19 protein-coding genes are annotated in these 24,684 nt (G+C 71.2%); 16 read left to right on the top strand and 3 right to left on the bottom strand.

The features are described from left to right. Nucleotides 1-105: 105 nt before the first annotated feature. On the bottom strand, nucleotides 106-858 hold the full coding sequence (locus tag H6693_05540; GenBank protein MCB9515635.1) for a VCBS repeat-containing protein: 753 nt from the start codon (nucleotides 856-858) through the stop codon (nucleotides 106-108). Nucleotides 859-1,013: 155 nt separating this feature from the next. Here H6693_05540 and H6693_05545 point away from each other — a divergent pair, with 155 nt between their 5' ends. The 10 genes from H6693_05545 to H6693_05590 all read left to right on the top strand — a co-directional run bounded on the left by H6693_05545 (nucleotide 1,014) and on the right by H6693_05590 (nucleotide 11,596). Beyond that, nucleotides 1,014-1,883 carry a DUF4912 domain-containing protein gene (locus H6693_05545; protein ID MCB9515636.1) on the top strand — a complete coding sequence of 290 codons (870 nt, stop codon included), beginning with the start codon at nucleotides 1,014-1,016 and terminating at the stop codon, nucleotides 1,881-1,883. Nucleotides 1,884-1,906: 23 nt separating this feature from the next. Further along, nucleotides 1,907-3,532 (top strand): DUF1957 domain-containing protein, encoded by a 1,626-nt coding sequence (locus H6693_05550; GenBank protein MCB9515637.1) that lies wholly within the window; start codon nucleotides 1,907-1,909, stop codon nucleotides 3,530-3,532. Between the two features lie 27 nt (nucleotides 3,533-3,559). Next, nucleotides 3,560-4,435, top strand: coding sequence for a YicC family protein (locus tag H6693_05555; protein MCB9515638.1), 876 nt, complete (start codon nucleotides 3,560-3,562; stop codon nucleotides 4,433-4,435). 35 nt (nucleotides 4,436-4,470) lie between these two features. Continuing rightward, on the top strand, nucleotides 4,471-5,112 hold the full coding sequence (gene gmk / locus H6693_05560; GenBank protein MCB9515639.1) for a guanylate kinase: 642 nt from the start codon (nucleotides 4,471-4,473) through the stop codon (nucleotides 5,110-5,112). 121 nt (nucleotides 5,113-5,233) lie between these two features. Next, nucleotides 5,234-5,494 carry a DNA-directed RNA polymerase subunit omega gene (gene rpoZ, locus H6693_05565; GenBank protein ID MCB9515640.1) on the top strand — a complete coding sequence of 87 codons (261 nt, stop codon included), beginning with the start codon at nucleotides 5,234-5,236 and terminating at the stop codon, nucleotides 5,492-5,494. A gap of 36 nt (nucleotides 5,495-5,530) precedes the next feature. Then, entirely contained in the window at nucleotides 5,531-6,751 is a 1,221-nt protein-coding gene (coaBC, locus tag H6693_05570) for a bifunctional phosphopantothenoylcysteine decarboxylase/phosphopantothenate--cysteine ligase CoaBC (GenBank protein ID MCB9515641.1), read from the top strand. 63 nt (nucleotides 6,752-6,814) lie between these two features. Continuing rightward, nucleotides 6,815-8,518: an STAS domain-containing protein gene (locus tag H6693_05575; GenBank protein ID MCB9515642.1), complete on the top strand. Its 1,704-nt coding sequence runs from the start codon at nucleotides 6,815-6,817 to the stop codon at nucleotides 8,516-8,518. Then, nucleotides 8,508-9,251: a class I SAM-dependent methyltransferase gene (locus H6693_05580; GenBank protein ID MCB9515643.1), complete on the top strand. Its 744-nt coding sequence runs from the start codon at nucleotides 8,508-8,510 to the stop codon at nucleotides 9,249-9,251. The genes H6693_05575 and H6693_05580 overlap by 11 nt, the downstream gene beginning before the upstream one ends. Nucleotides 9,252-9,351: 100 nt before the next feature. After that, entirely contained in the window at nucleotides 9,352-11,208 is a 1,857-nt protein-coding gene (locus tag H6693_05585) for an FAD-dependent oxidoreductase (protein ID MCB9515644.1), read from the top strand. Nucleotides 11,209-11,239: 31 nt separating this feature from the next. After that, complete coding sequence (locus H6693_05590) at nucleotides 11,240-11,596, top strand: DMT family protein (protein MCB9515645.1); 357 nt, start codon at nucleotides 11,240-11,242, stop codon at nucleotides 11,594-11,596. A 10-nt stretch (nucleotides 11,597-11,606) separates the two neighbouring features. Here the strand turns inward: H6693_05590 and H6693_05595 are convergent, their stop codons facing one another. Together H6693_05595 and H6693_05600 are read right to left on the bottom strand one after the other, a co-directional pair. Next, the gene (locus tag H6693_05595; protein ID MCB9515646.1) at nucleotides 11,607-11,978 is read right to left on the bottom strand and encodes a response regulator; all 372 of its coding nucleotides are present in this window, start codon (nucleotides 11,976-11,978) and stop codon (nucleotides 11,607-11,609) included. A gap of 5 nt (nucleotides 11,979-11,983) precedes the next feature. Further along, nucleotides 11,984-14,467 carry a PAS domain S-box protein gene (locus tag H6693_05600; GenBank protein ID MCB9515647.1) on the bottom strand — a complete coding sequence of 828 codons (2,484 nt, stop codon included), beginning with the start codon at nucleotides 14,465-14,467 and terminating at the stop codon, nucleotides 11,984-11,986. Between the two features lie 153 nt (nucleotides 14,468-14,620). Here H6693_05600 and H6693_05605 point away from each other — a divergent pair, with 153 nt between their 5' ends. From H6693_05605 to H6693_05630, 6 genes are all read left to right on the top strand, one after another. Continuing rightward, a complete protein-coding gene (locus H6693_05605) occupies nucleotides 14,621-15,406 on the top strand; it encodes a uracil-DNA glycosylase (protein ID MCB9515648.1) in 786 nt (261 codons plus the stop codon). After that, nucleotides 15,346-17,304, top strand: a complete 1,959-nt coding sequence (gene dnaB / locus H6693_05610; protein MCB9515649.1) for a replicative DNA helicase — start codon at nucleotides 15,346-15,348, stop codon at nucleotides 17,302-17,304. The genes H6693_05605 and dnaB overlap by 61 nt, the downstream gene beginning before the upstream one ends. Further along, nucleotides 17,294-18,112: a ferredoxin--NADP reductase gene (locus tag H6693_05615; protein MCB9515650.1), complete on the top strand. Its 819-nt coding sequence runs from the start codon at nucleotides 17,294-17,296 to the stop codon at nucleotides 18,110-18,112. Before dnaB ends, H6693_05615 begins: the two co-directional genes overlap by 11 nt. A gap of 91 nt (nucleotides 18,113-18,203) precedes the next feature. Then, entirely contained in the window at nucleotides 18,204-19,652 is a 1,449-nt protein-coding gene (locus H6693_05620) for an FAD-dependent oxidoreductase (GenBank protein ID MCB9515651.1), read from the top strand. Between the two features lie 167 nt (nucleotides 19,653-19,819). Beyond that, nucleotides 19,820-21,541: a S8 family serine peptidase gene (locus H6693_05625; protein MCB9515652.1), complete on the top strand. Its 1,722-nt coding sequence runs from the start codon at nucleotides 19,820-19,822 to the stop codon at nucleotides 21,539-21,541. 195 nt (nucleotides 21,542-21,736) lie between these two features. Continuing rightward, on the top strand, nucleotides 21,737-24,634 hold the full coding sequence (locus H6693_05630) for a S8 family serine peptidase (GenBank protein MCB9515653.1): 2,898 nt from the start codon (nucleotides 21,737-21,739) through the stop codon (nucleotides 24,632-24,634). Nucleotides 24,635-24,684: the final 50 nt, after the last annotated feature.

Below are 24,684 nucleotides of genomic sequence, written 5' to 3' on the forward strand. Positions count from 1 at the left end.
CGTTGGAGCCCGCTGTCCACCCGCGCAATCGCCTGGGGCACGGTCAGGCCCTCGCGAGCGAGTTCGAAGCCGAGACGAGCGAGGGCCTGACCGTGCCCCAAGCGATCACTCGAACTTCACCGTGCGCTGATCGCCCTCGATGATCTGCAGATTCCCCGCGGGATCGGTGCCGACGATCTCCAGCTTGCCGTCGCCGTCGATGTCGAAGATGTCCATGGGCTGCCCGAACGGCCGCTCGAACTCCCATTCCAGCTGGCGGAAGCGCGCGTCGAGCACCTGGCCGCTGTCCATGACGATCTCGTCCTGCCCGTCGCCGTCCACGTCCGCCACGCGGATCTGCTTCGCGCTGAAGCTGTCGACGCTGCGGTACTCCTCGCTCTCCTTCTCGCCGGACATGATGACGAGCTTCTCGTCGGCCAGCAGCACGATCTCGGGCTTGCCGTCGGCGTCCACGTCGGCCACGGTGAAGCTGGCGATCGACTGGAAGTAGCCCTCCGGCGTGCGCCAGACGTCGTCGAGGGTGTCCAGGTCGATCACGAAGAGATCGCCCTGCCGCGTCGTCACGATCAGATTGTTGCGCCGGTCGCCAGTGGCGTCGGCCACGCGCACCTCCTTGACCGGCGCCCAGACCTCGCGCTGGCGCTTGGTCTGCAGGCGGCCGGTGGCGCGGTCGCGCTCGAGGAAATACAGAAAGCCCCGCGCCGTCCCGTAGACGAAGCTGTCCACCGTGTCGTCGATCATCTCGGCGGTGGGCTGGTGCTCCACGAAGGCCCAGGGGTAGGACTGGTTGACCCAGTTCTGGGCGGCGGCGGGCGAGGCGACCAGAAGGAGCAGGGCGAGGACACAAGCGCGGCGCATGGCACTCCTCGGGCTGGGGGACGTCCTAAGATAGCACGGTGGCGGGCCGGGTCAAAGCAGCCCCCGGAGTCCTTTACAGTCCCGGGCATTGACGACATACTGGCATCGCCTAACTTGAGGGCCCGGAGGGTGTCCGGCAGGCAGGAGGTGCGGCCATGGATCGGCTTCTGACGGAACGCTATCCCCACGAAGCGCTGATGGAACGGCGCGTCGTGGACCTTCGCGCCATGGCGCGCGAGTACCGCCTCATCGGCTACAGCGCCCTGCGCAAGGCCGAGCTCGTGGCCACGCTCTATCGTCACTTCCAGCACCTCGACGACGCCGCCGCCGGCCGCGCGCGCGAGCGCGAGGACGAGCAGCCCGGCCGCCGGGCGAGCACCACCCCCGCGGCGCCGGCGAGCCAGCCACCGGCGGCCGCCGAGCCCGCGCCCCCGCGGGCCGACGACCCCGGCGCCATGCGCGATCCCTCCTGGTACGCGCCGCCGCTGCCCGAGGCCTACGACGTGGACCGTCTCACGCTCATGGTGCGCGACCCCCGCTGGCTCTTCTGCTACTGGGAGCTTCGCCCGGACACCCTGGCCGGCGCCCGCGCCGAGTTCCCCGGACCCAGCTGGACGGTCCTGCGCGTTCAGCAGCTGCACGACGACGACAGCGTGGTCGACGACTGGTCGATCACCGTCCACGACGAGGCCCTCAGCTGGTACATCGAGGCCGGCCGCCCCGGCGCGCGCTTCCGCGTGGAGCTGGGCCTCACGGACGTCACGGGCCGCTACCGCCTGCTCGTGGCGAGCAACACCGTGCGCGCCCCCCAGGACGCCCCGTCCCAGCGCTGGGACGAGGAGTGGGTGGGCGTGAGCCGCGAGGCCTGGGAGCGCCTGCAGTGGCAGCAGGGGCCGACGCCGGGCTCGCTGGGCGGCTGGGACGTCTTCCGCCAGGAGCTGGCCCGCGTGGGCGCCCAGCGCGTGGGCGCCTCCGAGCGCCTCTCGGCCGCGGCGCCGGCCTCCAAAGCGGGGTCGCGCTCGTGAGCCCCGCCGGCCGTCCCGGACGCCTGGCCCTGGTCCTCCACCATCACCTGCCCTACGTGCGCCACCCGGAGTACGAGGACTTCATGGAGGAGGACTGGCTCTACCAGGCGGTGGCCGAGACCTACCTGCCCCTGCTCGAGGTCTTCGAGCGCCTGCGCGCGGACGGCGTGCCCACGCGCGTGACCATCTCGCTCACGCCGCCGCTGGTCTCCATGCTGGACGACCCGCTGCTCCGCGACCGCACCGAGCGCCACCTCACGCGCCTGCTGCGCCTGGCCGAGGCCGAGATCCATCGCACCCGCGGCGACGACGCCCGCCAGCGCCTCGCCCACTACTACCGCGACCACCTGGGCGCCATGCGCGAGCGCTACCTGCACGCCTACGGCCGCGACCTCGTGGGACGCTACCGCGACCTCCAGGACAGCGGGCAGCTCGAGATCGTCACCTGCTGCGCCACGCACGGCTTCCTGCCGCTGATGAACGGCCACGAGCCGGCCATGCGCGCGCAGGTGGCCGTGGCGGTGGAGCACTACCGCGAGCGCTTCGGCCGACGTCCACGCGGCATCTGGCTCGCCGAGTGCGGCTACCAGCCCGGCGTGGAGCGCCTGCTGGCCGACCAGGGCGTGGAGTACTTCTTCGTCGACACGCACGGTCTCGCCTTCGCCGAGCCGCGGCCGCGCTACGGCGTCTTCGCGCCGGTGCTCACGGACAGCGGCGTGGCCGCCTTCGGGCGCGACCTGGAGACGAGCCACCAGGTCTGGAGCGCCGACGCGGGCTATCCGGGCGATCCCGTCTACCGCGAGTTCTATCGCGACCTGGGCTGGGACCTGGACCTCGACTACCTGAAGCCCTTCCTCGGCGCGCACGGCTTCCGCAAGTACCTCGGCCTCAAGTACCACCGGGTCACGGGCAAGGTGGCGCTGCACGAGAAGGAGCTCTACGACCCCTGGGCCGCGCGCGAGAAGGCCGACGAGCACGCCGGCAACTTCCTCTTCAACCGCGAGCGGCAGATCGAGGACCTCGCCGGCCGCATGGAGCGCCCGCCCGTGATCGTCGCGCCCTACGACGCCGAGCTCTTCGGCCACTGGTGGTACGAGGGGCCGCGCTTCCTCGAGTCCTTCATCCGCAAGGTCGCCTACGACACCCGGGCCTTCAGCCTGGTGAGCCCGGGCGACGTCCTCGACGAGCAGCCGGTCAACCAGCGCGCCACGCCCAGCTTCTCGAGCTGGGGCTACAAGGGCTACTGCGAGTTCTGGCTCAACGGCACGAACGACTGGATCTACCGCCACCTGCACCAGGCGCAGGAGCGCATGACCCAGCTCGCCGATGCGGAGGGCGGCGGCGACCCTCGCCGCGAGCGTGTGCTGCAGCAGGCCGCGCGCGAGCTGCTGCTCGCCCAGAGCAGCGACTGGGCCTTCATCATGAAGACGGGCACGGTGGTGGAGTACGCCGAGAAGCGCACCAAGGAGCACCTGCACCGCTTCGCCGAACTGACGCGCATGCTGGACGGCGGCGGCGTGGACGAGGGCCGCCTCGCCGACCTGGAGGGGCGCGACAACATCTTCCCCGCCATCGACTGGCGTCACTGGCGCAGCCGCTCGGGCGAGACCCTGGCCGTCGGTGCGGTGCGCACTCCCGCCGCCAGCTAGCCCGCGCCTTCCCAGCAAGGAGACGACGTGATCAGAAGCATGACGGGATTCGGCGGCGCGCGCCGCGAGGAGTCCGGCCTGCGCGTGCAGGTGGATCTGCGTTCGGTCAACAACCGCTTCTTCGACTTCCAGACGCGACTGCCGCGGGAGCTGGCCTTCCTCGAGGGCGAGATCATGGAGCGCTGCAAGACCCGACTGGGCCGCGGCCGCGTGAACGCCATGATCGCGCTGGAGCGCGCGGCCGAAGCGCGGGGGCCGCAGCTCGACCCCGGCGTGCTCAACGCGTATCTCGACCTGGCCGCACGCCTCGAGCGCGAGCACGGCTTCACCGAGCGGGGGAGCGTCGCCGAATTTCTCGCCCTGCCCGAGCTGCTCTCCGCGCCCGAGGCGGAGCCCGAGCGCGAGCTGCTGCAGCAGGTGGTGATGGGGGCGCTGGACGAGGCCATCGACGCGATGCTCGCCATGAAGGAACGCGAGGGCGAGGCGCTCGCCGCCGAGCTGAAGGGCCGCGTGGACACCGTCACCGCGGCGCTCGGCCGCGTGGAGTCCGCCCTGCCCGAGGCGCGCGATGCGCTGCAGACGAACCTGCAGACACGGCTCAACGACTTGCTCGGCGATGTCGCGCTCGACCCGCAGCGGCTGGCCCAGGAAGTGGCGATCCTCGTGGACCGCAGCGACATCACCGAGGAGACCGTGCGCCTGCGCTCGCACCTGGAGCAGTTCCGCGCCGCGCTGGACGGCGGCGGCGAGGTGGCCAAGAAGCTCGGCTTCCTGCTGCAGGAGATCCTGCGCGAGGCCAACACCATGGGCGCCAAGACCCAGGCCCTGGCGGTTCTGCAGGAGGTGTTGTTGATTAAGGAGGAGACGGAGAAGATCCGCGAGCAGATCCAGAACGTCGAATGATCAGCGCAGGCCCCACCCGGAGGAGCGACAGCGGGATGTCAGAGGCGGTGAAGGGCGGCGCGGCCGTGGTGGTCTCGGGGCCGTCCGGCTCGGGCAAGACGACCCTGGTCAAGCACCTCATGCTGCGCCATCCGCGCAGCCACTTCTCGATCAGCGCCACCACCCGCGCCCCCCGGGGCGAGGAAGTCGACGGCGTCGACTACCGCTTCCTCAGCCGCGAGGCCTTCCTCGACCTTCGCGCCCGGAACGGCCTGCTGGAGTGGGCGGAGGTCCACGGCGAATTCTACGGCACTCCGCGCGGGGAGGTCTGCCCCTACCTGCAGGACGGCCGGCACGTGTTTCTCGACATCGACATCCAGGGCGGGCTGGCCGTGCAGGAGGCCCTGGGCGCCCAGAGCTGGCTGCTCTACGTCCTGCCGCCCGACATGGAGACGCTCACCCGCCGCCTGACCCGCCGGGGCACCGACGACGAGGCCACCGTCGCCCTGCGCCTCAAGAACGCGCTGGGGGAACTGGCGGTGCTGCCGCGCTACGACGCCGTGGTGGTGAACGACGACCTCGCCGCGGCCGTGGAGCGGGCCCGCATCCTGCTTGCCTCTCAGGAGCGGAACTGCGCCCGCTGGCTCGACGAGGGCGGCCGCGCGCTGCTGGCCGAGGGTTTCGGGGTGCGGGTCTGACCGGCGCAAGGCGCTGGATTTTGGTCCCTTACGCGATTTCCTCTTGAGCCGGCGACTCGGCTTTGCTAGATTAGACCCCTTCGCTCCTCCTTTCATCCCGACGCCACGAGGTGTGCGCCCCATGGGCTTCGTACCCATCGAGAAGGTCACCCGGACGATCCCGAACAAGTACGAGGCGGTGCTGGTGGCCGCCAAGGACGCCCGCGTGCAGAACAGCATCGCCCAGCTGCAGGACCTCGATCCCAACGAGGCCTACCCCAAGATGACCTCGCTGGCCCTGCGCCGGCTCATCGACGGCAAGGTGCAGTACTTCTACGGCGAGGAGGAGCCTCAGCCCCAGGTCGAAGAGACCGAGGAGTTGGATCTCGACGAGGACGCCTAGGCCGTGAGCACGAGCGCCCCTGACACGCCCAGCCCGCTGCTCGGCCTGCGCATCGTCCTGGGCGTTTCCGGCGGCATCGCCGCCTACAAGTCGGCAGCGCTGGTGAGGCTGCTGCGCAAGGCCGGCGCCGAGGTGGTGGTCGTCATGACCGAGGCCGCCACGCACTTCATCGGGCCGCTCACCCTGTCCACCCTCAGCGGCAAGCCCGTGGTCACCAGCCTCTGGGAACGCGTCGAGGGCGAGGACCTGCCCAGCGACGTCGAGCACATCGGCCTGGTGAAGTGGGCCGACCTGGCCCTGCTGGCCCCGGCCACCATGAACACCCTGGGCAAGCTGGCGCGCGGCCTGGCCGACGACGTCCTCAGCACCTTCTTCGCCGCTTATCCGCCCGAGCGCAGCCTGCTGGCGCCGGCCATGAACGGCGGCATGTGGCGCAATCCGTCCACGCAGAAGAACGTGCGCCTGCTGCGCGCGCGGGGCTACACGGTCACGGGCCCAGGGCGTGGCGAGCTGGCTTGCGGCGACGAGGACGAGGGCCGCATGGCCGAGCCCGAGCAGATCGTCGACGCGCTGCTGTCGCGGGTGCGCCGCGGGCCGCTGTCCGGCCACCGCGTGCTGGTGACGGCGGGGCCGACGCGCGAGCACGTCGATCCGGTGCGCTTCTGGAGCAACGCCTCCACCGGCACCATGGGGCGCGCCATCGCCGAGGCGGCGCGCGCGGCGGGCGGGGCCGTGACCCTGGTGGCGGGGCCGGGCGTGGCGCCCGTGCACCCCGCGATCCGCCGTGTCGACGTGGAGAGCGCCGCCGACATGGCCGCCGCCGTCTACGCCGCCGCCGAGGACGCGGACATCACGGTCATGGCCGCCGCCGTGGCGGACTGGCGGCCGGTGGCAGTGGCCGAGGGCAAGCTCAAGAAGGAGAGCGGCCCACCCGCCGTGGCTCTCGAGCCCACCGAGGACATCCTCGCCGGCCTGGCCGAGCGCGGCACGGGCGGCTTCCGCGTCGGCTTCGCGCTCGAGACGGACGACCTGGAGGCCAACGCCCGCGGCAAGCTGGAGCGCAAGCAGCTGCAGCTCATCGTGGCCAACGGCCTCGGCGAGGGCGCGGGCTTCGGCGAGGGCGACAACACGGTGCTCGTGCTGGGGCCGGGGGGCTTTCGTCAGGACTTTCCGCGGCAGGACAAGCACTCGCTCGGCCGCGAGCTGGTGCAGCTCATCGCCACGCGCGCCCGCGCGGGGCGGCATACGACCGCCTGATACCTTCATCGCCCGTCCCCGCGGCCCAGGGCCACGGCTGGAGGACCGTCCGAGCCGGTCGCCATGCGGATCTGGCCTGCCGATCTCGAGCCCAAGCTCGTCACCGTACTTCGTGAAGGGTACTCGGCCCGGCAGCTCGGGCGCGACGCGGTCGCGGGCCTGATCGTCGGGGTGGTGGCGCTGCCCCTGGCGATCGCCTTCGCCATCGCCTCGGGCGTGCGGCCCGAGCAGGGGCTCTACACCGCCGTGGTCGCGGGCTTCCTCATCTCCGCCCTGGGCGGCAGCCGTGTGCAGATCGGCGGGCCCACGGGCGCCTTCGTGGTGCTGGTGGCCTCGGTCGTCGGCCGCTTCGGCTACGACGGGCTCGCCCTGGCCACGCTGCTGGCCGGCGTCCTGCTCGTCGTCATGGCCCTGGCCCGCCTCGGCGCGGTGATCCGCTTCATTCCCTATCCCGTCACGGTGGGTTTCACCACGGGGATCGCCGTCATCATCGCGGCGGGGCAGGTGGTCGACGGCCTCGCGCTTCCCCTCTCCGCCGTGCCGGCCGAGTTCATCCCCCGCTGCGCCGCGATCGGCAGGCACCTGGCCGAGACCGATCCCAACGCCCTCGCGCTGGCCCTGTTCACGATGGTCATGATCTGGCTGTGGCCACGGCTGAAGACGCCGATTCCCGCGCCGCTGGTGGCGCTGGTCGCGGCGACGTTGCTCGTCCGCGCGCTCAACCTGGACGTCGAGACGATCGACAGCCGCTTCGGCTCCGTGCCCAGCGGACTCCCCACGCTGCGCCTCCCGCACTTCGACCTGCGGCTACTGCCCGCGCTGCTGCCCTCCGCGCTCTCCATCGCCATGCTGGCGGGGATCGAGTCGCTGCTCAGCGCGCTGGTCGCGGACGGCATGATCGGCGGACGCCATCGCTCGAGCGCCGAGCTGCTGGGGCAGGGCATCGCGAACCTCGCCTCGCCGTTCTTCGGCGGCATCCCGGCCACCGGAGCCATCGCGCGCACCGCCACGAACGTCAAGTCGGGCGGCAGGACGCCCTTCGCCGGCATCGTTCACGCCCTCACGCTGCTGGCGATCCTCGTGGCCGGCGGCAGGTGGGCGGGGATGATCCCGCTGCCGGCGCTCGCGGGCTTCCTGGTGGTCATCGCCTACAACATGAGCGAGTGGCGGGTCTTCCTGCGCCTGTTCCGCGGACCGCGCAGCGACGTCCTCGTGCTCCTGACGACCTTCCTCCTCACGGTGCTGGTGGACATCAACGCGGCGATTCAGGCCGGGGTCGTGCTGGCCGCGTTGCTGCTCATGCGGCGGATGGCCGAGGTCAGCGCGGTCAAGCCGGTGACGGGGGTCCTGGACTACGAGGGGGACGTGGAGGGGCCGACGCTCGGCCGCCCGCTGCCCCAGGGCGTGGACGTCTTCGAGGTGAACGGGTCCTTCTGCTTCGGCGCCGCCGGCAAGTTCACCGAGGTGCTGGCGAATCTCAAGTCGCGACCGAGGGTGGTCATCCTCAGGATGCGCAGCGTCCTCGCCATGGACGCCACGGGTCTTCACGCGCTGGAGGGCGTGGCGTCGCGCCTCAGGCAGCAGCACGTGGTCCTGCTGCTGTCGGGGGTCCATTTGCAGCCGTTGAGCGCGATGGAGCGGAGTGGTACCCTGCAGCGGCTGGGCCGGGAACACCTGTTCGACAGCTACGAGCAGGCGCTCGATGCCGCCGCGCTCCTCGTGGGCGAGGACGCGGATCCGGCAGCAGGGGGCAGGCATGGGCAGTGACTTCGCCAACGTCTACGACGACGCGCGCCGCGCCGACGCCTACGCCCGCCTCGAATTCCCCGGCACCTACCATCTGGCCTTCCGCGACCTTCCCGCCCTCTTCGCCGCGCACGTGCAGGGTCGCGATGCGCTGGACTTCGGCTGCGGCGCGGGCCGCTCCACGCGGTTCCTGCGCGCCAACGGTTACTCCGTGTGTGGAGTCGACATCGCCGCGCCCATGCTCGAGCGGGCCCGGGCGCTGGATCCCGAGGGCGATTACCGCCTGCTCGACGCGCGCGGACTTGCCGCGCTGCCGGCGGCGAGCGTCGACCTCGTGCTCTCGATGTTCACCTTCGACAACATCCCCACGCGCGCGGCGAAGGTGGAGCTCTTCGGCGGGCTGGCGCGGCTGCTGCGGCCTGCGGGGCGGCTGGTGAGCGTGGTGTCGTCCCCGGAGATCTACGTGAACGAGTGGGCGTCCTTCAGCACGAAGGACTACCCCGAGAACGCGCGGGCGGCGAGCGGGGACGTGGTGCGCATCGTGATGCTCGACGTGGACGACCACCGGCCGGTGGAGGACGTCCTCTGGGACGACGCGGCCTACGCGGACGTCTACGCCGCGGCCGGCCTCGCCGTGCGCGAGCAGCGCCGGCCCCTGGCCCACGGCGACGAGCCCTGGACCTGGGTCAGCGAGACGCGCGTGGCGCCGTGGGTGGTCTACGTGCTGGAGAGGGACGACGCGCGGGGAGGTTGACGAGCCGGCGTCCGCGCCCCGCTGCCGCGATTTTGCTGGCGTGGGGGTGCGGCCGCTTCTACCTTCCTGCGCACACCCATTCGCCGGAGGCACCGCCGCCATGGGGGTCGCGCCCTTCGCGTGCGCCACGCTTCGCCGCCCCGCCCTGCTCCTCGCCGGTCTGCTGGCGCTCGTCCCGCGCCCTGCCTTCGCCGCCCTCGACTATCCCCTGAGCTACGAGACCGTCGACGTCCAGGGCCTGCGCATCCTCGCCGGCAGCGTGGACTCCACCGCCGCCGCGCGGATCCAGGTCGAAGTCGTGGTGGCGGGCGGCGGTCTCGGGGGCGTGGCCGCGGCGCTGGCGCTCTGCGAGGAGGGCCGCCACGTCCTGCTCACCGAGGAGACCGACTGGCTCGGCGGGCAGGCCAGTAGCCAGGGCGTGTCGGCGCTGGACGAGAACCGCTGGGTCGACCGCGGCGGCGCCACCCGCCTCTACCGCGAGTTCCGCGAGACGATCCGTCGCCACTATCTGCCCCGGGCGACGCTGCCGGACAGCCTGCGGGCCGCGGCGGCCTTCAACCCCGGCAACTGCTGGGTCAGCCGTCTGGCCTTCGAACCCGCGGTGGCGCACGAGGCCTGCAGCCGTCTGCTGGAACCCTACCGCCGCGCGGGGCTGCTGACCCTGCGGCTGCGGCACAAGGTCGTGGCCGCGCGCCGTGAGCAGGCGCGCGTGACACGCCTGCTCCTGCTCGACCTCGACAGCCAGGCGGCGCTCGAGGTGACCCCGGACCTGGTCATCGACGCCACCGAGCTCGGCGACCTGCTGCCGCTCTGCGACGTCGCCTACGTGAGCGGCCGCGAGAGCCGCGCGATGACGGGCGAGCGCGACGCGGCCGACGGGGAGAGCGAGCCGCAGTGCGTGCAGAGCTTCACCTATTCCTTCGTGCTCGAGAGCGGGGGTGGCGGCTGTGCCGACGGCCCGGAGCCCCCCGGGTACCGCCGGCACCTGGCCAGCCAGCCCTTCAACACGCGCATGACCCGGTCGATGAACGGCGAGGCGAAGCAGATCGAGGTCTTTCTGTTCGACAAGGTCGAGGTGTGGCCGGGCTCGCTCTGGGAGTACCGCCGGCTCATCGAGGCGCGGCAGTTCGACCGCCGCGACTACCCGGGCGACCTCTCGCTGATCAACTGGATGGGCAACGACTACCACGAGGGGAGCATCATCGACGTCTCGCCCCGCGAGATGCTCGACCAGCTCCAGGCCGCGCGGAGCCTCAGCCTCAGCTACTACCACTTCATCCGCACGCAGATGGCGCGCCCCGACGGACATCTGGGCTACGACGAGGTCTGCCTCCGCCCCGACGTCATGGGCACCGCCGACGGGCTGAGCAAGTATCCCTACGCGCGGGAGTCGCGGCGCATCGTCGCGATGGAGACCCTGCGCCAGCAGGACGTGGAGAAGCCTCCCGTCGGCATTCGCCTGCGGGGGAGGCACTTCGTGGACGCCGTGGCCATCGGCGCCTACGACATCGACCTGCACGCCGGCCCCTGCCACAAGAGCACCCTGCAGGTCCAGACCCTGCCCTTCCAGATTCCCCTGGGCGCTCTGATCCCGGTGGGCACCGAGAACCTGCTGCCCGCCGCGAAGAACGCCGGGGTGACGCACATCACCAACGGCTGCACGCGGGTGCACAGCGTGCAGTGGGCGATCGGGGAGGCCGCGGGACGTCTGGCGGCGCACTGCCTCGAGCGCGATATCAGTCCGGAGCAGGTCTGGCTCGACCCCGCCGAGGTGCTCATGCTGCAGGCGCGCATCGTCCGCGGGGGAGCGCCGATCTTCTGGTACGGGAATCTGCCCAGCAGCGACCCGCGCTTCGCGGAGGCGCAACTCCAGCCTTTCCGGCTCGCCCATGGCATGCACATGGCGGGCCTCCAGCTGCAGAGTCTGACTCAGAGCTTCAACTGGGCGAGTCCCTGAGCCCGTCTGCGCAACCGAGGTCGACATGGGCATGAGCCGCACGCTGATCGCGGCGCTGCTGCTGGTGGGCAGCAACGTCTTCATGACCTTCGCCTGGTACGGGCACCTGCGCACGCTGGCCGCGCGACCCTGGCTCCTGGCCGTGTTCGCGAGCTGGGGGATCGCGCTGTTCGAGTACCTGCTGCAGGTGCCGGCCAATCGCATCGGCCATGCCGAACTCAGCGTCGGGCAGCTGAAGATCCTCCAGGAGTGCATCACCCTGGGCGTCTTCGTGCCGTTCTCGCTGTTCTACCTGCGGGAGCGCCTGACGTTGGACTACCTGTGGGCAGGCCTCTGCCTGCTGGGCGCGGTGTTCTTTCTCTTCCGCGCTCGACTGATGGGCGCCTGACGCCGCCGCCCTACGCCTCGCCCAGAAGCTCGCGCAGCTTGGCGAGGAATGGCGGCCAGTCCAGCGGCTTGGTGAAGGCCGCTCTCGCGCCGAGCAGTTCAGCGGAGTGCAGGTAGACGCCGGGATCGCCGGCGCCGCCGCCCGAAATCGCGATCACCTTGACGTCGGGGTCGAGACTGCGCAGCTCGCGCAGGGTCTCCAATCCCTCCATCTCCGGCAGGATGATGTCCAGGATCACCAGCGGGAAGCGCTCCTGCTGGAACAGTGCGACGCCGGGCTTGCCGTCCCCGGCCATCGAAACCGCAAATCCTTCCCGGTGAAGGCGCTCGGCGAGCATCCGCGCGAACGGCTCGTCGTCGTCGATGAGCAGCAGCTTGGTCATTGTGCCTAGGCTCCTTCGGCACGGGTCGTCAGAATCCTCCCGACGGCCTCCACGATCTCCCTTCCCCCCAACGGTTTCTGGCAGATTTCAGCTACACCAATCTGTTTTAGGCGAGTCTCCACCACCGGCTCAGTGTAGCCCGTGATGAGCAAAATTGGAAGCCCGGGGCGGAGTTTTCGTGCCTCCTCGCTCAGTCTCTCGCCGCTGAGGCCAGGCATGCCCAGGTCCGTGACGATCAAGTCGAAGGCGGCGGGTTCACGGCGAAAACGATCCAGGGCGGCATCTCCCCGGGCGACGGTCTCCACCACGTGGCCGGCGCGGGTGAGCGCTTCCCGGTAGAGCTCGCGCAGCTGCGCCTCGTCCTCGGCGACCAGGATACGCGCCGGACTTGCGGAGACTGCGGGGAGCGCCTCGGGCGCCGGCGCGGGCGTCCCTACCAGTTCGGGCAGCAGGATGTCCACGGCGAAACCTCTGCCGAGCCTGCTTTCGAGGTCGAGGGAGCCGCCAAGACTGGTCACGATACCATGGACCACGGAGAGACCCATCCCCGTGCCCTCACCCGCCGGCTTCGTGGTGAAGAAGGGCTCGCAGACGCGGGGCAGGAGCGCGGGATCGAGCCCGGGGCCGTCGTCCGCGACGCGGAGATGCACGTAGGGGCCGGGGAGCAGGTCCTCGCCGCCCCAGCGATGCGGCGTATCCAGCGTCAGGCGCTCGACGAGGATGTCCACGCGCCCCGGTCGGCCAGCCAGCGCCTGGCTGGCGTTCGTGCACAGGTTGAGCAGCACCTGCTCGAGCTGGACGGGCGCCGCGAACAGCCGACAGTCGCCGCAGCGCTCCTCAACGCGCAGTTCGAGGCTGCTGGGCAGCGTGGCGCGCAGGAGGCCCATCGTCTCGTCCAGGGTGCGGGCCACCGGGATCGACTCCGGCGCCGGCGTCTGCCGCCTGCTGAAGGAGAGGATCTGCCGGACCAGCTCCCGGGCACGATTCGCCGCTGCCAGCACCTCGGCCATGTAGCGCCGGCAGTCCTCCTGCCGATCCAGGCCCTGCTCGGCCATCTCCGCGTAGCCGATGATCGCGCCGAGGATGTTGTTGAAGTCGTGCGCGATGCCGCCGGCCAGCGTGCCGATGGCCTCCATCTTCTGCGCCTGGACGAGCCGCTCCTCGAGCAGCCGCAGCTCGCTCCGGTCCACGTGGACCGCGACGAAACCCGCCAGCTCCCCGCGCTCCCCGGAGATCGGATTGACGGTGGCGAGCGTCTCCACCGTGCCGCCGTCCTTGCCGCGCCAGGTCACCGGTCCCCGCCAGGCGCTGCCCCCGGCGAGCGTCAGCCGCAGCGATTCCTTCGCCGCCTCGTGGGTTTCCTGCGCCTGCAGGTCCACCGCCAGGCGGCCGATCGCCTCCCGCTGCGGGTAGCCGCTCATCAGCTCGAAGGCCGGATTCACGTAGGTGATGGCGCCCTCGACGTCCAGCATCATCACGGCGTCGCTGGACTGCTTGAGCGCGGTGGCCAGCCGCCGCAGCTCCAGCTCGTTGCGCCGCCGTTCGGTGATGTCGCGCGCGATGCCCACGGTGCCCATGGCGGCCCCGTCGGCGCCGAACACCGGCGTCTTGACGGTCTCCACCCAGCGTTCGAGCCCTGAGTTGTCGACGACCCCTTCCTCCACCCGCAGCCGCTCCCGCGTGCGCAGCACCTGCGCGTCGTCGGCGGCGTAGCGCGCCGCGCTGGCGGCGTCCGCCCAGATGTCGCCGTCGTGCCGTCCGTGGATCTGGCCGGCGGGCAGGCCGCAGAGCTCTTCGAAGGGCGCGTTGACGCCGAGGTAGCGGCCGTCGGCGTCCTTCATCCAGGCGCTGTCGGGGATGCTGTCCAGGATGGCCTGCTGGACGCGCCGCGTCGCCTCGAGGTCCTCGCGACCGCGCACCAGTTCCTCCTGCGCGCTGAGCAGCTTGCCCAGCAGCAGGGTGCCCAGCGGGAAGAGGGTGAGCACCGGCAGGCCGATCCGTCGCACCGTCGCCCAGGCCAGCTCCGGCGGCAGCGCGAACATGCAGAGCAGCATTCCGACGTGCACCGCGAGCCCGAAGAGCAGCAGGCCCCGATCCCCGCGCCAGGCGGGGCGCGAGGCGCGGAGGCGGCGGAAGAGAAGACCGAGGGCGCTGCTGCTCAGGATCGTCAGCAGCCCTGGCGCGACGCCCACGCCGCCCTGGGCGATGCGCAGCGCCCCTGCCGTGACCGCCGCCAGCAGCGCCGCCAGCGGGCCGCCGACCAGCGCGCCGACGCCCAGGACGATGCTGCGACCGTCGAAGAACAGACCCGGCTGGAGGGGGACCGGCTTCAGCATGCCGCCCACGGCCACGGCGCCGATGGCGAGTCCCACGACCACCTGGCGGGCGGAGGTCTCCCTTCGCCAGCGACGCAGTGCGAAGCTGTAGATGAGTGCGAGGGCGAGCAGGAGGGCGATGTTCTCGGCCAGGGCCACGAAGAGCGCGAGCACTTGGGCCTCCCCGGGCGGGTTACGCTACAATTTCAGTAATGGCAGATACTCCCGGCCTTTTCCAGGGCTTTCGTGGGGGTCTTGTTGCCCGCCCGCCGCCCGCCTATACTGGCCTTCCCCATCCCCCGGCCGCCCATCCCGGAAGGACCTGCCATGGACGAGGCCAAGGACATCGTCGTCGAACTGCGGCGCTGGGTGCAGCAGCAGCGCGCCGGCGGCGTGGAGGACGTGCTGCTGCCGGCCTCGCCGCCGCTGCCCGCGGCCGCCCCGGTGAGCGCGACGCCTGCGCCGACCGCCGCGGCCACCGCGTCGGCGCCCTCCGCCGCCGCGCCCGCCGATCCCGAACTCCGCGCGACGCTCCTGGCCCGTCACCCCGCCTGGGTCGGCAGCCTGCTGCTGCCCCTCGCCGAGGAGATCGACGTCTGCCGCCGCTGCAACCTGGGCGCCCAGCGGAACTGCTCCGTGCCGGGCACGGGCAACCCGAGGGCCAAGCTCGTCTTCGTGGGTGAGGCGCCCGGCGCGGAGGAAGACCGCCAGGGCATCCCCTTCGTGGGCCGGGCGGGACAGCTGCTGGACAAGATCCTCGCGGCCATCGACCTGAAGCGCGAGGACGTGCACATCCTGAACATCCTCAAGTGCCGGCCGCCGGAGAACCGGAACCCGGCGCCCCTGGAGATCGAGGCCTGCCGGCCCTTCCTCGAGCGTCAGCTGGACCTGATCGAACCCGGCATCCTGGTTGCACTGGGGCTCTTCGCGGGGCAGTGGCTCACGGGCAAGAAGCTGAGCCTCACCAAGCTGCGCGAGACGGGCCCGCACCAGTACCGGGGCATTCCCGTCTACGCGACCTTCCACCCGGCCGCGCTGCTGCGCAATCCCAACTGGAAGCGCCCGGCCTGGGAGGACTTCAAGAACATCCGCGAGGAGTACAAGAAGCTGTGAACGCCAGTTCGGAAGGCGCGGCCCGTCCCGCGCGCGATCCTCGCGTGCCGCCGCAGAACCTCGAGGCCGAGGAGGCGATCCTCGGCGCGCTGCTGCTCGACCGCAACGCGATCTTCAAGGCCATCGAGCTGCTGGAGCCCGACCACTTCTACGCCGCGAAGAACGCGGCGATCTTCACCGCCATGGTGAACCTCTTCCAGCGCGGCGAGGCGGTGGACATCATCACGCTCACCGAGGAGCTGCGCAGGGAGGGCCGTCTCGAGCGCGCCGGCGGGGCCAGCTATCTGGGCGGGCTGCAGGAGAGCGTGGCGACGGGGGCGCACATCGAGCACTACGCGCGGATCGTCACCGAGAAGGCGACGCTGCGGCGGATGATCGAGATCAGCGGCGAGATCGTCGAGAGCTGCTTCGACGCGCGGGACGACGCCATGGACATCCTCGATCGCGCCGAGTCGTCGATCCTGGCGGTGAGCCAGGGACGCCTGCGCCAGGGCTTCGAGCCCGTGAACGAGATCCTCAAGGCCACCTTCCAGAACATCCAGCGCATCTACGACAGCAAGACCCACATCACCGGCGTGCCCACGGGCTACGAGCGCCTGGACCGCTTCACGGGCGGGCTGCAGCCGTCGGATCTGCTGATCGTGGCGGGGCGCCCGTCCATGGGCAAGACGAGCCTCGTGCTCAACGTCGCGCAGCACGCGGCGATCGAGGAGAAGAAGAGCGTCGCCTTCTTCTCGCTGGAGATGAGCAAGGAGCAGCTCGTGCAGCGCCTGCTCACGGCCGAGGCGCGCATCGACGCGCACAAGCTCCGCACCGGCAACCTGAAGGACACGGACTGGCCGCTGCTCACCGAGGCGGCGGGGCAGCTGGCCGAGGCGCCGATCTACATCGACGACACGCCCGCCATCTCCGTGCTCGAGATGCGCGCCAAGTGCCGCCGGCTGCAGGCGCAGAAGGGCCTCGACATGGTGGTGGTGGACTACCTGCAGCTCGCGCGCGCCACCGCCCGCGCGGACAATCGCCAGCAGGAGATCAGCGAGATCAGCCGCGGCCTGAAGGCCCTGGCCAAGGAGCTGAACGTTCCGGTGATCGCGCTGAGTCAGCTCAGCCGCGCCCTGGAGAGCCGCACGGACAAGCGGCCGATGCTGTCGGACCTTCGAGAGTGCGTGACCGGCGACACCCTGGTCTGCCTTGCCGACGGCCGACGCGTGCCGATCCGGGAACTCGTCGGGACGACCCCCGAAGTCCTCGCGCTCGACCCTCGACGCCGCGTGCATCGAGCCACGAGCGACTGCGTCTGGTCGGTGGGTGTGAAGCCTGTCTACACCGTGTCGCTGGCCTCGGGGCGTAGCATCCGCGCCACGGGGGAGCATCGGTTCCTGGGCGCCAGGGGCTGGAGCACCCTGAGCGAGTTGCGCTCGGGGGATCGCCTCGCCGGCGTGCCGGACGGGCGTCTGCATGAGGAGCTTGCGATCCGCGCCGAGTCGTGGGAGCTCGTTGCTGTTGGTAGCGAAGCCAGCAGGATGTCCCGGGCTGGCCAGGAGTCGATGGTACGCCTCACCGAGGCAACCGACGACCTCTTCTGGGACCGCATCGTGGCGATCGAGCCGGCAGGTGAGGAAGAGGTCTTCGACCTGACCGTTCCCGGGCCGGCGAACTGGTTGGCGGATGGAATCGTCACCCACAATTCGGGAGCCATCGAACAGGACGCCGACGTGGTGATGTTCATCTACCGTCCGGAGGTCTACGACAAGGAGAACGAGGAGCTCGAGGGGCAGGCGGAGCTCATCCTCGGCAAGCAGCGCAACGGTCCCACGGGCACGGTGCCGCTCTTCTTCGTCAAGCAGTACACGCGCTTCGAGAATCCGGCGCACGGCGACGACTACTATGGCTCCTGATGGCCTCAATGCCATCCTCATCCAGCGCATCGAGGTCTCGCCGGGGCTCGTGATCCTGCGCGTCGCGCCCGACGGCTGGGAGTTGCCGCCCTTCAAGGCCGGGCAGTTCGGCGTGCTCGGCCTGCCCGGGCGCGCGCCGCGCTACCGTCTGGCGGACGTCGAATCGCCGCCCGCCGACCCCGACGCGCTCATCCGGCGCTCCTACTCCGTGGCGTCCTCGTCGCGGGATCGCGAGTACCTGGAGTTCTACGTGAACCTGGTGCTCTCCGGCGCGCTCACGCCGCGGCTCTTCGCGCTCAAGCCCGGCGACCGCCTCCACCTGGGCCCCAAGCTCACGGGCGCGTTCACGCTGGACAGCGTGCCGGCGGAGGCGAACCTCGCGCTCGTCGCCACCGGCACCGGCCTCGCGCCCTACATGAGCATGCTGCGCGGCGAACTGCTGTCGGACGCCCCCCGCCGCCACGTCGCGGTGCTCCTGGGCGCGCGCCACTCCTGGGATCTCGGCTACCGTGGCGAGCTCATCGCCATGGAGCGCCTCTCGCCCGGCTTCAGCTACCTGCCGGTGATCAGCCGACCCGACGAGGAGCACCAGCCCTGGCCGGGGCGCACGGGCTACGTGCAGGACCTCTGGCGCGCCGGGGCGCTCGCCGAGCTCTGGGGCTTCGCGCCCGCGCCGGCGCACACGCACGTGCTGCTCTGCGGCAACCCCGGGATGATCGAGGCGATGAGTGCGATGCTGCTCGCCGAGGGCTACCGCCAGCACTCGCGCCGGGAGCCGGGCCAGCTCCACGTGGAGCGCTACTGGTGACAGTCGCCAAACAGGCCATTAACTCCTGAAACTGCTAGACAGCTCCGGCTCCCGTCCCGATGATGGCTCCGAACCCCATCGGGGAGGCGCCATGGCGAAGATCCTGATCCTCGGCGCCGGCTTCGCCGGACAGACCGCGGCCCTCTACCTCGGCGCGGCCCTCGGCCGCGACCACGAGATCACCCTCGTCAACCGCTCCGGCCGCTTTCTCTACGTCCCCTCGCTGGTCTGGGTGGGCACGGCCCGCATGGCTCCCGAGAAGACGCAGTTCGAGCTGGGGCCGGTCTGCAAGCGGATGGGTGTCAACTTCGTTCACGGTCTGGCCACCGAGGTGAACCCGGACGAGGGCTACGCGCTCGTGCTGCCGAAGTCGGAGACGGGGGAGGACGCGTCCACGCTCCGCCGCTTCGACTACGACTACCTCGTCGTGGCGACGGGCCCGCAGCTCAACTTCGCCGGCACCGAGGGCCTGGGACCGGCGGCGGGCAACAGCTGGTCCATCTGCACGCTGGGCCACGCCGTGCAGTGCCGCGACCGCTATCTCGAATCCGTGGCGCGCATGGAACAGGGCGAGAAGCAGCGCCTGGTGATCGGCACCGGCCACCCCGGCGCCACCTGCCAGGGCGCGGCCTTCGAGTACATCACGAACATCCACAAGGATCTGGTCCGGCGCCGCCTGCGCGATCGCGCCGAGCTGGTCTGGCTGTCCAACGAGCGCGCGGCGGGGGACTTCGGCGTGCGCGGCGTGCAGGTGCGGCACAAGGGCAAGACCTCCAGCAGCGAGGACTTCATCGGCGCCGTCTTCCGCGACTTCGGGATCGAGTGCCAGGTGCGCCGCGGCGTGAAGGCCGTGGGTCCGGGCGTCGCGCAGTGGGAGGACTTCGACGGCGTCGACGGCGAGACGCGCTTCGACTTCGCCATGCTCATCCCGCAGTTCACGGGGGTGCCCATCGCCTGGCGCGGGGAGGGCGGCAAGGACGTCAGCGAGGACGTCGTGAACCCCGGGGGCTTCGTCAAGGTGGACGGCATCTACGACCTCCCCTGGGACCAGCTCGCCGAGACGCCCGACGCCTGGCCCGGCTACTACCAGAACCGCCGCTACCGGAACCTCTTCGCGGCGGGGATCGCCTTCGCGCCGCCGGGGCCCATCAGCCAGCCCCACGTCACGCCCCGCGGCACGGTGATGGCCGCCGCGCCGCCGCGCACGGGGATGGTGTCGGGAATCATCGGCCGCGTGGTCGCGCGCAACATCGTCGACCTGGTGCGCCGCGGGCGCATGGGCCACCACGAGCGCATGAGCGAGATGTACGCGGCCTGCATCGCCTCCATGGGCGACAGCCTCTGGGACGGTGGCGCGGCCACCATCATGATCTACCCCGTGGTGCCTGATCCGCGGCGCTTCCCCGCCGAGGGGGGTCGCGACCTCTTCGTCACGCACATGGAGATGGGTCTCGCCGGGGCGTGGATGAAGCGGCTCATCCACAGCACGTTCATCCACAAGCTGCAGGGCCGTCCCGGCTGGAAGCTGATCCCGGAGTAGCCGAAATGGAAATCGACGCCAAGAGCCGCTTCTGGATGAACAACAAGCTCTTTCAGCTGTGGCGCTTCATCGTGCTCAACCTGAAGATCCTGAAGGCCGTGGACCGCAACAAGCGGGCGTGACGCCGGCGTGGCTGCTATACTCGGGCCAGCCCCGGGAGGTTCGCCATGCGCGCTCGCCGTCTCCTGCTGTCCGTCCTGCTCTTCTCCCTTCCCTGCGCGCTCGACGCCGCGCCCACCGCGCCCCGGCCGGTGGTCGTGGTGTTGCAGGAGCAGGCCCCGGCTCCCGCGATGAACCGCGCGCTGCTGGCCGATGGCGTGCCGCGCGCGGAGCGTCACCGGGCCGTGATCGAGGCCCTGCGCGAGGCCGCGGACGGCCAGGCGCCGCTGCTGGCCTGGCTCGACGCCCGCCGCGCCGCCGGCGAGCTGCTGCGCTATCGCGGCCACTGGATCGCGAACCTCGTTGTCCTGGAGGCCGCGTCCACGACGGTCGAGGCCGTGGCGCGGCGCGCGGACGTCGCCGCCGTGACGCCCCTGCCCGCGCCGACGGTGGAGGCGCCGCGTCCCACCGGCGCGGGCGATCGTGCGATCGGCGTGCCGCCCGGCATTCGCGCCATCGGCGCGGATCGCGTCTGGAACGAGCTCGGCTTCACCGGCGCGGGCGCGCTGGTGGGGATCCTCGACACGGGCGTGGACGTCACGCATCCGGCGCTCGCCGGCAGCTGGCGCGGCAACGGCGCGCCGGCCGGCGAGTGCTGGCTCGACCTGCTCGACGGCACGAGCGGCCAGCCCGTGGACCTCGCGGGCGGCCACGGCACGCACGTGCTGGGCACGGTGGTCGGGCTCGCTCCCGGCGACAGCATCGGCGTCGCGCCGGGGGCCGAGTGGATCGCCTGCAACGCGATCGGCCAGGGCGTGAGCCCCGAGTTCAACGCCGACATCTTCGCCGCGCTGGAGTGGTTCGCCGATCCCGACGGCGACGCCGGCACCCTGGACGACGTCCCCGACGTCCTCGTGAACGCCTGGGGCGTGAACGAGAACTTCGGCTACGCGGACTGCGACGCGCTCTGGTGGGCGGCCATCGACAACTGCGAGGCCGCGGGTGTGGTGCTGCTCTTCACGGCCGGCGGCGACGGTCCCGCGCCGGGCACCGTGCGCTCGCCGGCGGATCGCGCGACCACCGCGCTGAACAGCTTCGCCGTGGGCGCGGTGGACGCGAGCGTCCCCGAGAGCTGGCCCTACCCGCTGGCGTCCTTCTCCAGCCGCGGGCCCAGCGGCTGCGACGTGGCGCCCGGGCTCGAGGTCAAACCCGAGCTGGTGGCGCCGGGGGTGAACGTCGTCTCGTGCGTGCCCGGCGGGAGCTACGCGATCTGGAGCGGCTCGGCCATGGCCGTCGCCCACGCGGCGGGCGTGGTGGCGCTCATGCGCGGCGCGAACCCCGAGCTGGACGTGGACTCCCTCAAGGAGCTGCTGCTGGCCACCGCCCGCGACGAGGGCGACCCCGGCGAGGACAACAGCTACGGCTGGGGCGTGGTCGACGCCTTCGCCGCCGTGCGGGGGGCCCTCGGCAGCGCCACCGCGGCGCCGGCGTCTCCCGCCGCGCCGCCGGCCCGGCTGCGCCTGGCGCGCCCGAACCCCTTCCGGCCGGCCCGGGGCGCGGCCGTCCTGGCCTTCACGCTGCCCTCGCCGGCCGCGGCGCGCCTCGACGTCGTCGACGTCTCCGGCCGCCACCTGCGCACCCTGCTCGCGGGCGAGCTCCCCGCGGGCGAGCACGTCGCGCGCTGGGACGGCCGCGACGACGCGGGCCGGGCGCTCGGCGCGGGTGTCTACCTGGTCCGGCTGGACGCCGGCGGCACGCGCGAGGCGCGCAGCCTCGTGCTTCTGCGCTGAGACGGGCCCTCCGCGGCCCGCAACATCTGCATGACGGCGCCTCCGCCGCTGTGGTAGAATGGTCCAGTCTCGCCTTGGACCCGGCGGCCGTGGGGTTCCCCCGCACCGCTCAGCGTACCCAGCCCGCCGGCCGGCCCGTCCGGACCGGTGTTGCCGCACCTCTTGAACCGTCAAGGACCACGGAGGAGGAAGCCCATGCGTCTCGTCAGAGGATTCGCCCTGACGGCCCTGCTTCTCATGGCGTCGCTCGCCCAGGCCGGGGAGATCCACCCCGCGCTGGCCGCGAAGATGGACGCCACCCCGGCCGACGAGGCCATCAGCGCCATCGTCATCATGGCCGAGCAGGCCCCCATCGCCGAAATGAACCAGGCTCTCAAGCAGGACCGCGCCAGCATGGCGCGTCGCCACCGCGAGGTCGTCCTCGCCCTGCAGGACGCTTCCCGCTCCCAGGCCTCGCTCAAGACCTGGCTGGAGACGAAGCGGCAGACCGGCGAGGTCCGCGGCTTCTCGTCGCACTGGATCTCGAACCTCGTCGTGGTCTCGGCCACGCCCGGAGCCCTGGCGGAGATCGCGGCCCGTGAGGACGTGGACTTCGTCGAGCTCAACTTCAAGGCCGAGCTGATCGAGCCCATCCGCGATCAGACCCTGCAGGGCGAGACCGGCGACCGCGGCGACCGCGGCATCGGCGTCCCGCCCGGCATCCGCGCCCTCAACGCGCCCCAGGTCTGGTACGAGCTGGGCATCACCGGCGAGGGCCGCATCCTGGCCAACATGGACACGGGCGTCGACGGCAACCACCCGGCGCTGGCCTCCCGCTGGCAGGGCAACTTCGCGCCGGCCTCCGAGGCCTGGCTCGACGTGCTCGGCACCTCCGCGAACTTCCCCGTGGACAACTACGGCCACGGCACCCACGTGATGGGCACCATCACCGGTCAGGCCTTCGACGACAGCGTCGGCGTGGCCCCCGGCGCCCACTGGATCGCGACGAACCCCATCGACCAGGGCGTGGGCAACGAGTTCGACAACGACGTCATCGTCGGCTACGAGTGGATGGCCGATCCCGACGGCAACCCCCTGACCTACGACGACGTCCCCGACGTCTGCCAGAACTCCTGGGGCATCAACGAGAACTTCGGCGGCAGCTACACCGACTGCGACACGCGCTGGTGGGCCGCCATCGACAACCTCGAGGCCGCCGGCTGCGTGGTGACCTTCTCGGCCGGCAACGAGGGCCCGAGCAGCACGAGCCTGCGCTCGCCCGCCGACCGCGCCACCACGGCCTACAACGTCTTCTCGATCGGCGCCGTGGACGCCACCAGCTACAGCTGGCCCTATCCGATCGCGTCCTTCTCGAGCCGCGGCCCCACGGGCTGCAACGTGGCCCCCGAGCTGAAGATCAAGCCCGAGGTGGTCGCGCCCGGCGTGAGCGTCTACTCGTCCATCCCCGGCGGCGGCTACAGCAGCAGCTACAGCGGCACGTCGATGGCCGGTCCGCACGTGGCGGGCATCGTGGGCCTCATGCGCCAGGCCAACCCGGACCTGGACGTGGACACCGTGAAGCAGATCCTCATGAGCACGGCCCGCGACGAGGGCACGGCCGGTGAGGAGAACACCTACGGCTGGGGCTTCGTGGACGCCTACGCGGCCGTCCTCGCGGCGATGGAGGGCTTCGGCTCGCTCGAAGGCCACGTCACCAACGCCAGCTACGGCAACGCGCCGCTGCCCGGCGCGCAGGTGGAGCTGCTCAGCACCACCTTCCACTGGGCGACCGACGCCGCCGGCTTCTACCACGGCTCCGTGGGCGCGGGCGACTACACGGCCCACGCCAGCATGCCCGGCTTCGCCGCCATGGACGTGCCGGTGACGATCGTCGACGGCAACGCGACCGTGCAGGACTTCGCGCTCACCGACAACGCCGGTCCCTCGCTCAGCAACCTGACCCCGGGCGGCAGCACCAGCGACACCGCGGGTCCCTATCCCATCAGTGTCGACGCCCAGGACTTCAGCACCGTGGCCGGGGTGGTCCTGCACTACCGCGTGAACAACGGCGCCTGGCAGATGCAGGCCATGACGGGCGGTCCCGTCACCTTCAACGGCACGCTGCCCGGCTCCTTCGCCAACAGCCATCTGGACTACTACGTGAGCGCCACCGACGGCCTCGCGCAGGAGAGCGTGATTCCCGCCGGCGCGCCGCTGGCCTACGAGACGCTCTTCATCACCGAGGTGTCCTACACCTACGACACCGAGACCGGCATGGGTGACTGGACCGTCGTCAACGACGCGGGCACCACCACCGGCTTCTGGGAGGCCGGCGATCCGGATGGCACCAACTACAACGGCACCATCCTGCAGCCCGAGGACGACCACACGCCGGCGCCCGGCGTGATCTGCTTCGTCACCGGCGCCGATGGCGGCACCGCGGCCGGCGACAACGACATCGACGGCGGCTGCACGACCCTCTACAGCCCGGTCTTCGACCTCAGCGACGCCAGCCGCGCCTTCGTGCGCTACTGGCGCTGGTACGGCGAGGGCGGCGCGTCCACGGACGACGACTTCGTGGTCGAGGTCACCAGCAACGGGACGAACTGGGTCGAGCTGGAGCGCGTGGTCAACATCGCCAACAGCTGGACCGAGGTGAACGCCGAGCTGACCGACCTGGTCGGCCTGAGCAACACCGTGCAGTTCCGCTTCGTGGCCTGCGACCTCGGCTCGGGCGGTCTGGTGGAGGCGGCCATCGACGATCTGTCCCTGGAGACCTACCAGGCGGATCTGACGGCCGCGCCCGGCGACGAGCCGCAGCAGCTGTGGTCGCTGCAGCTCCAGCAGAGCCAGCCGAACCCGTTCCACCCCGGCGACGGTCCCACGACCCTGCGTTTCAGCCTCGAGACGCCGTCGATGGCCCGTCTGTCGATCTACGACATCTCCGGCCGCCACGTCCGCACGCTGGCGGAGGAGCGTTTCACCCAGGGCGAGCACACGCTCACCTGGGACGGCAAGGATGCGCACGGCCAGGCGGCTGGCTCGGGCGTCTACTTCTACCGGCTGGAAGCCGAGGGGCACAGCCAGAGCCGCAGCCTGGTGCTGGTCCGCTAGGACCCGCGGCCCGGCACGCGAAGGCGCAGCACACGCCTGACGGAGGAAGG

The sequence above is a fragment of the Candidatus Latescibacterota bacterium genome (assembly GCA_020633725.1).
Classification (GTDB): Bacteria; Krumholzibacteriota; Krumholzibacteriia; order JACNKJ01; family JACNKJ01; genus VGXI01.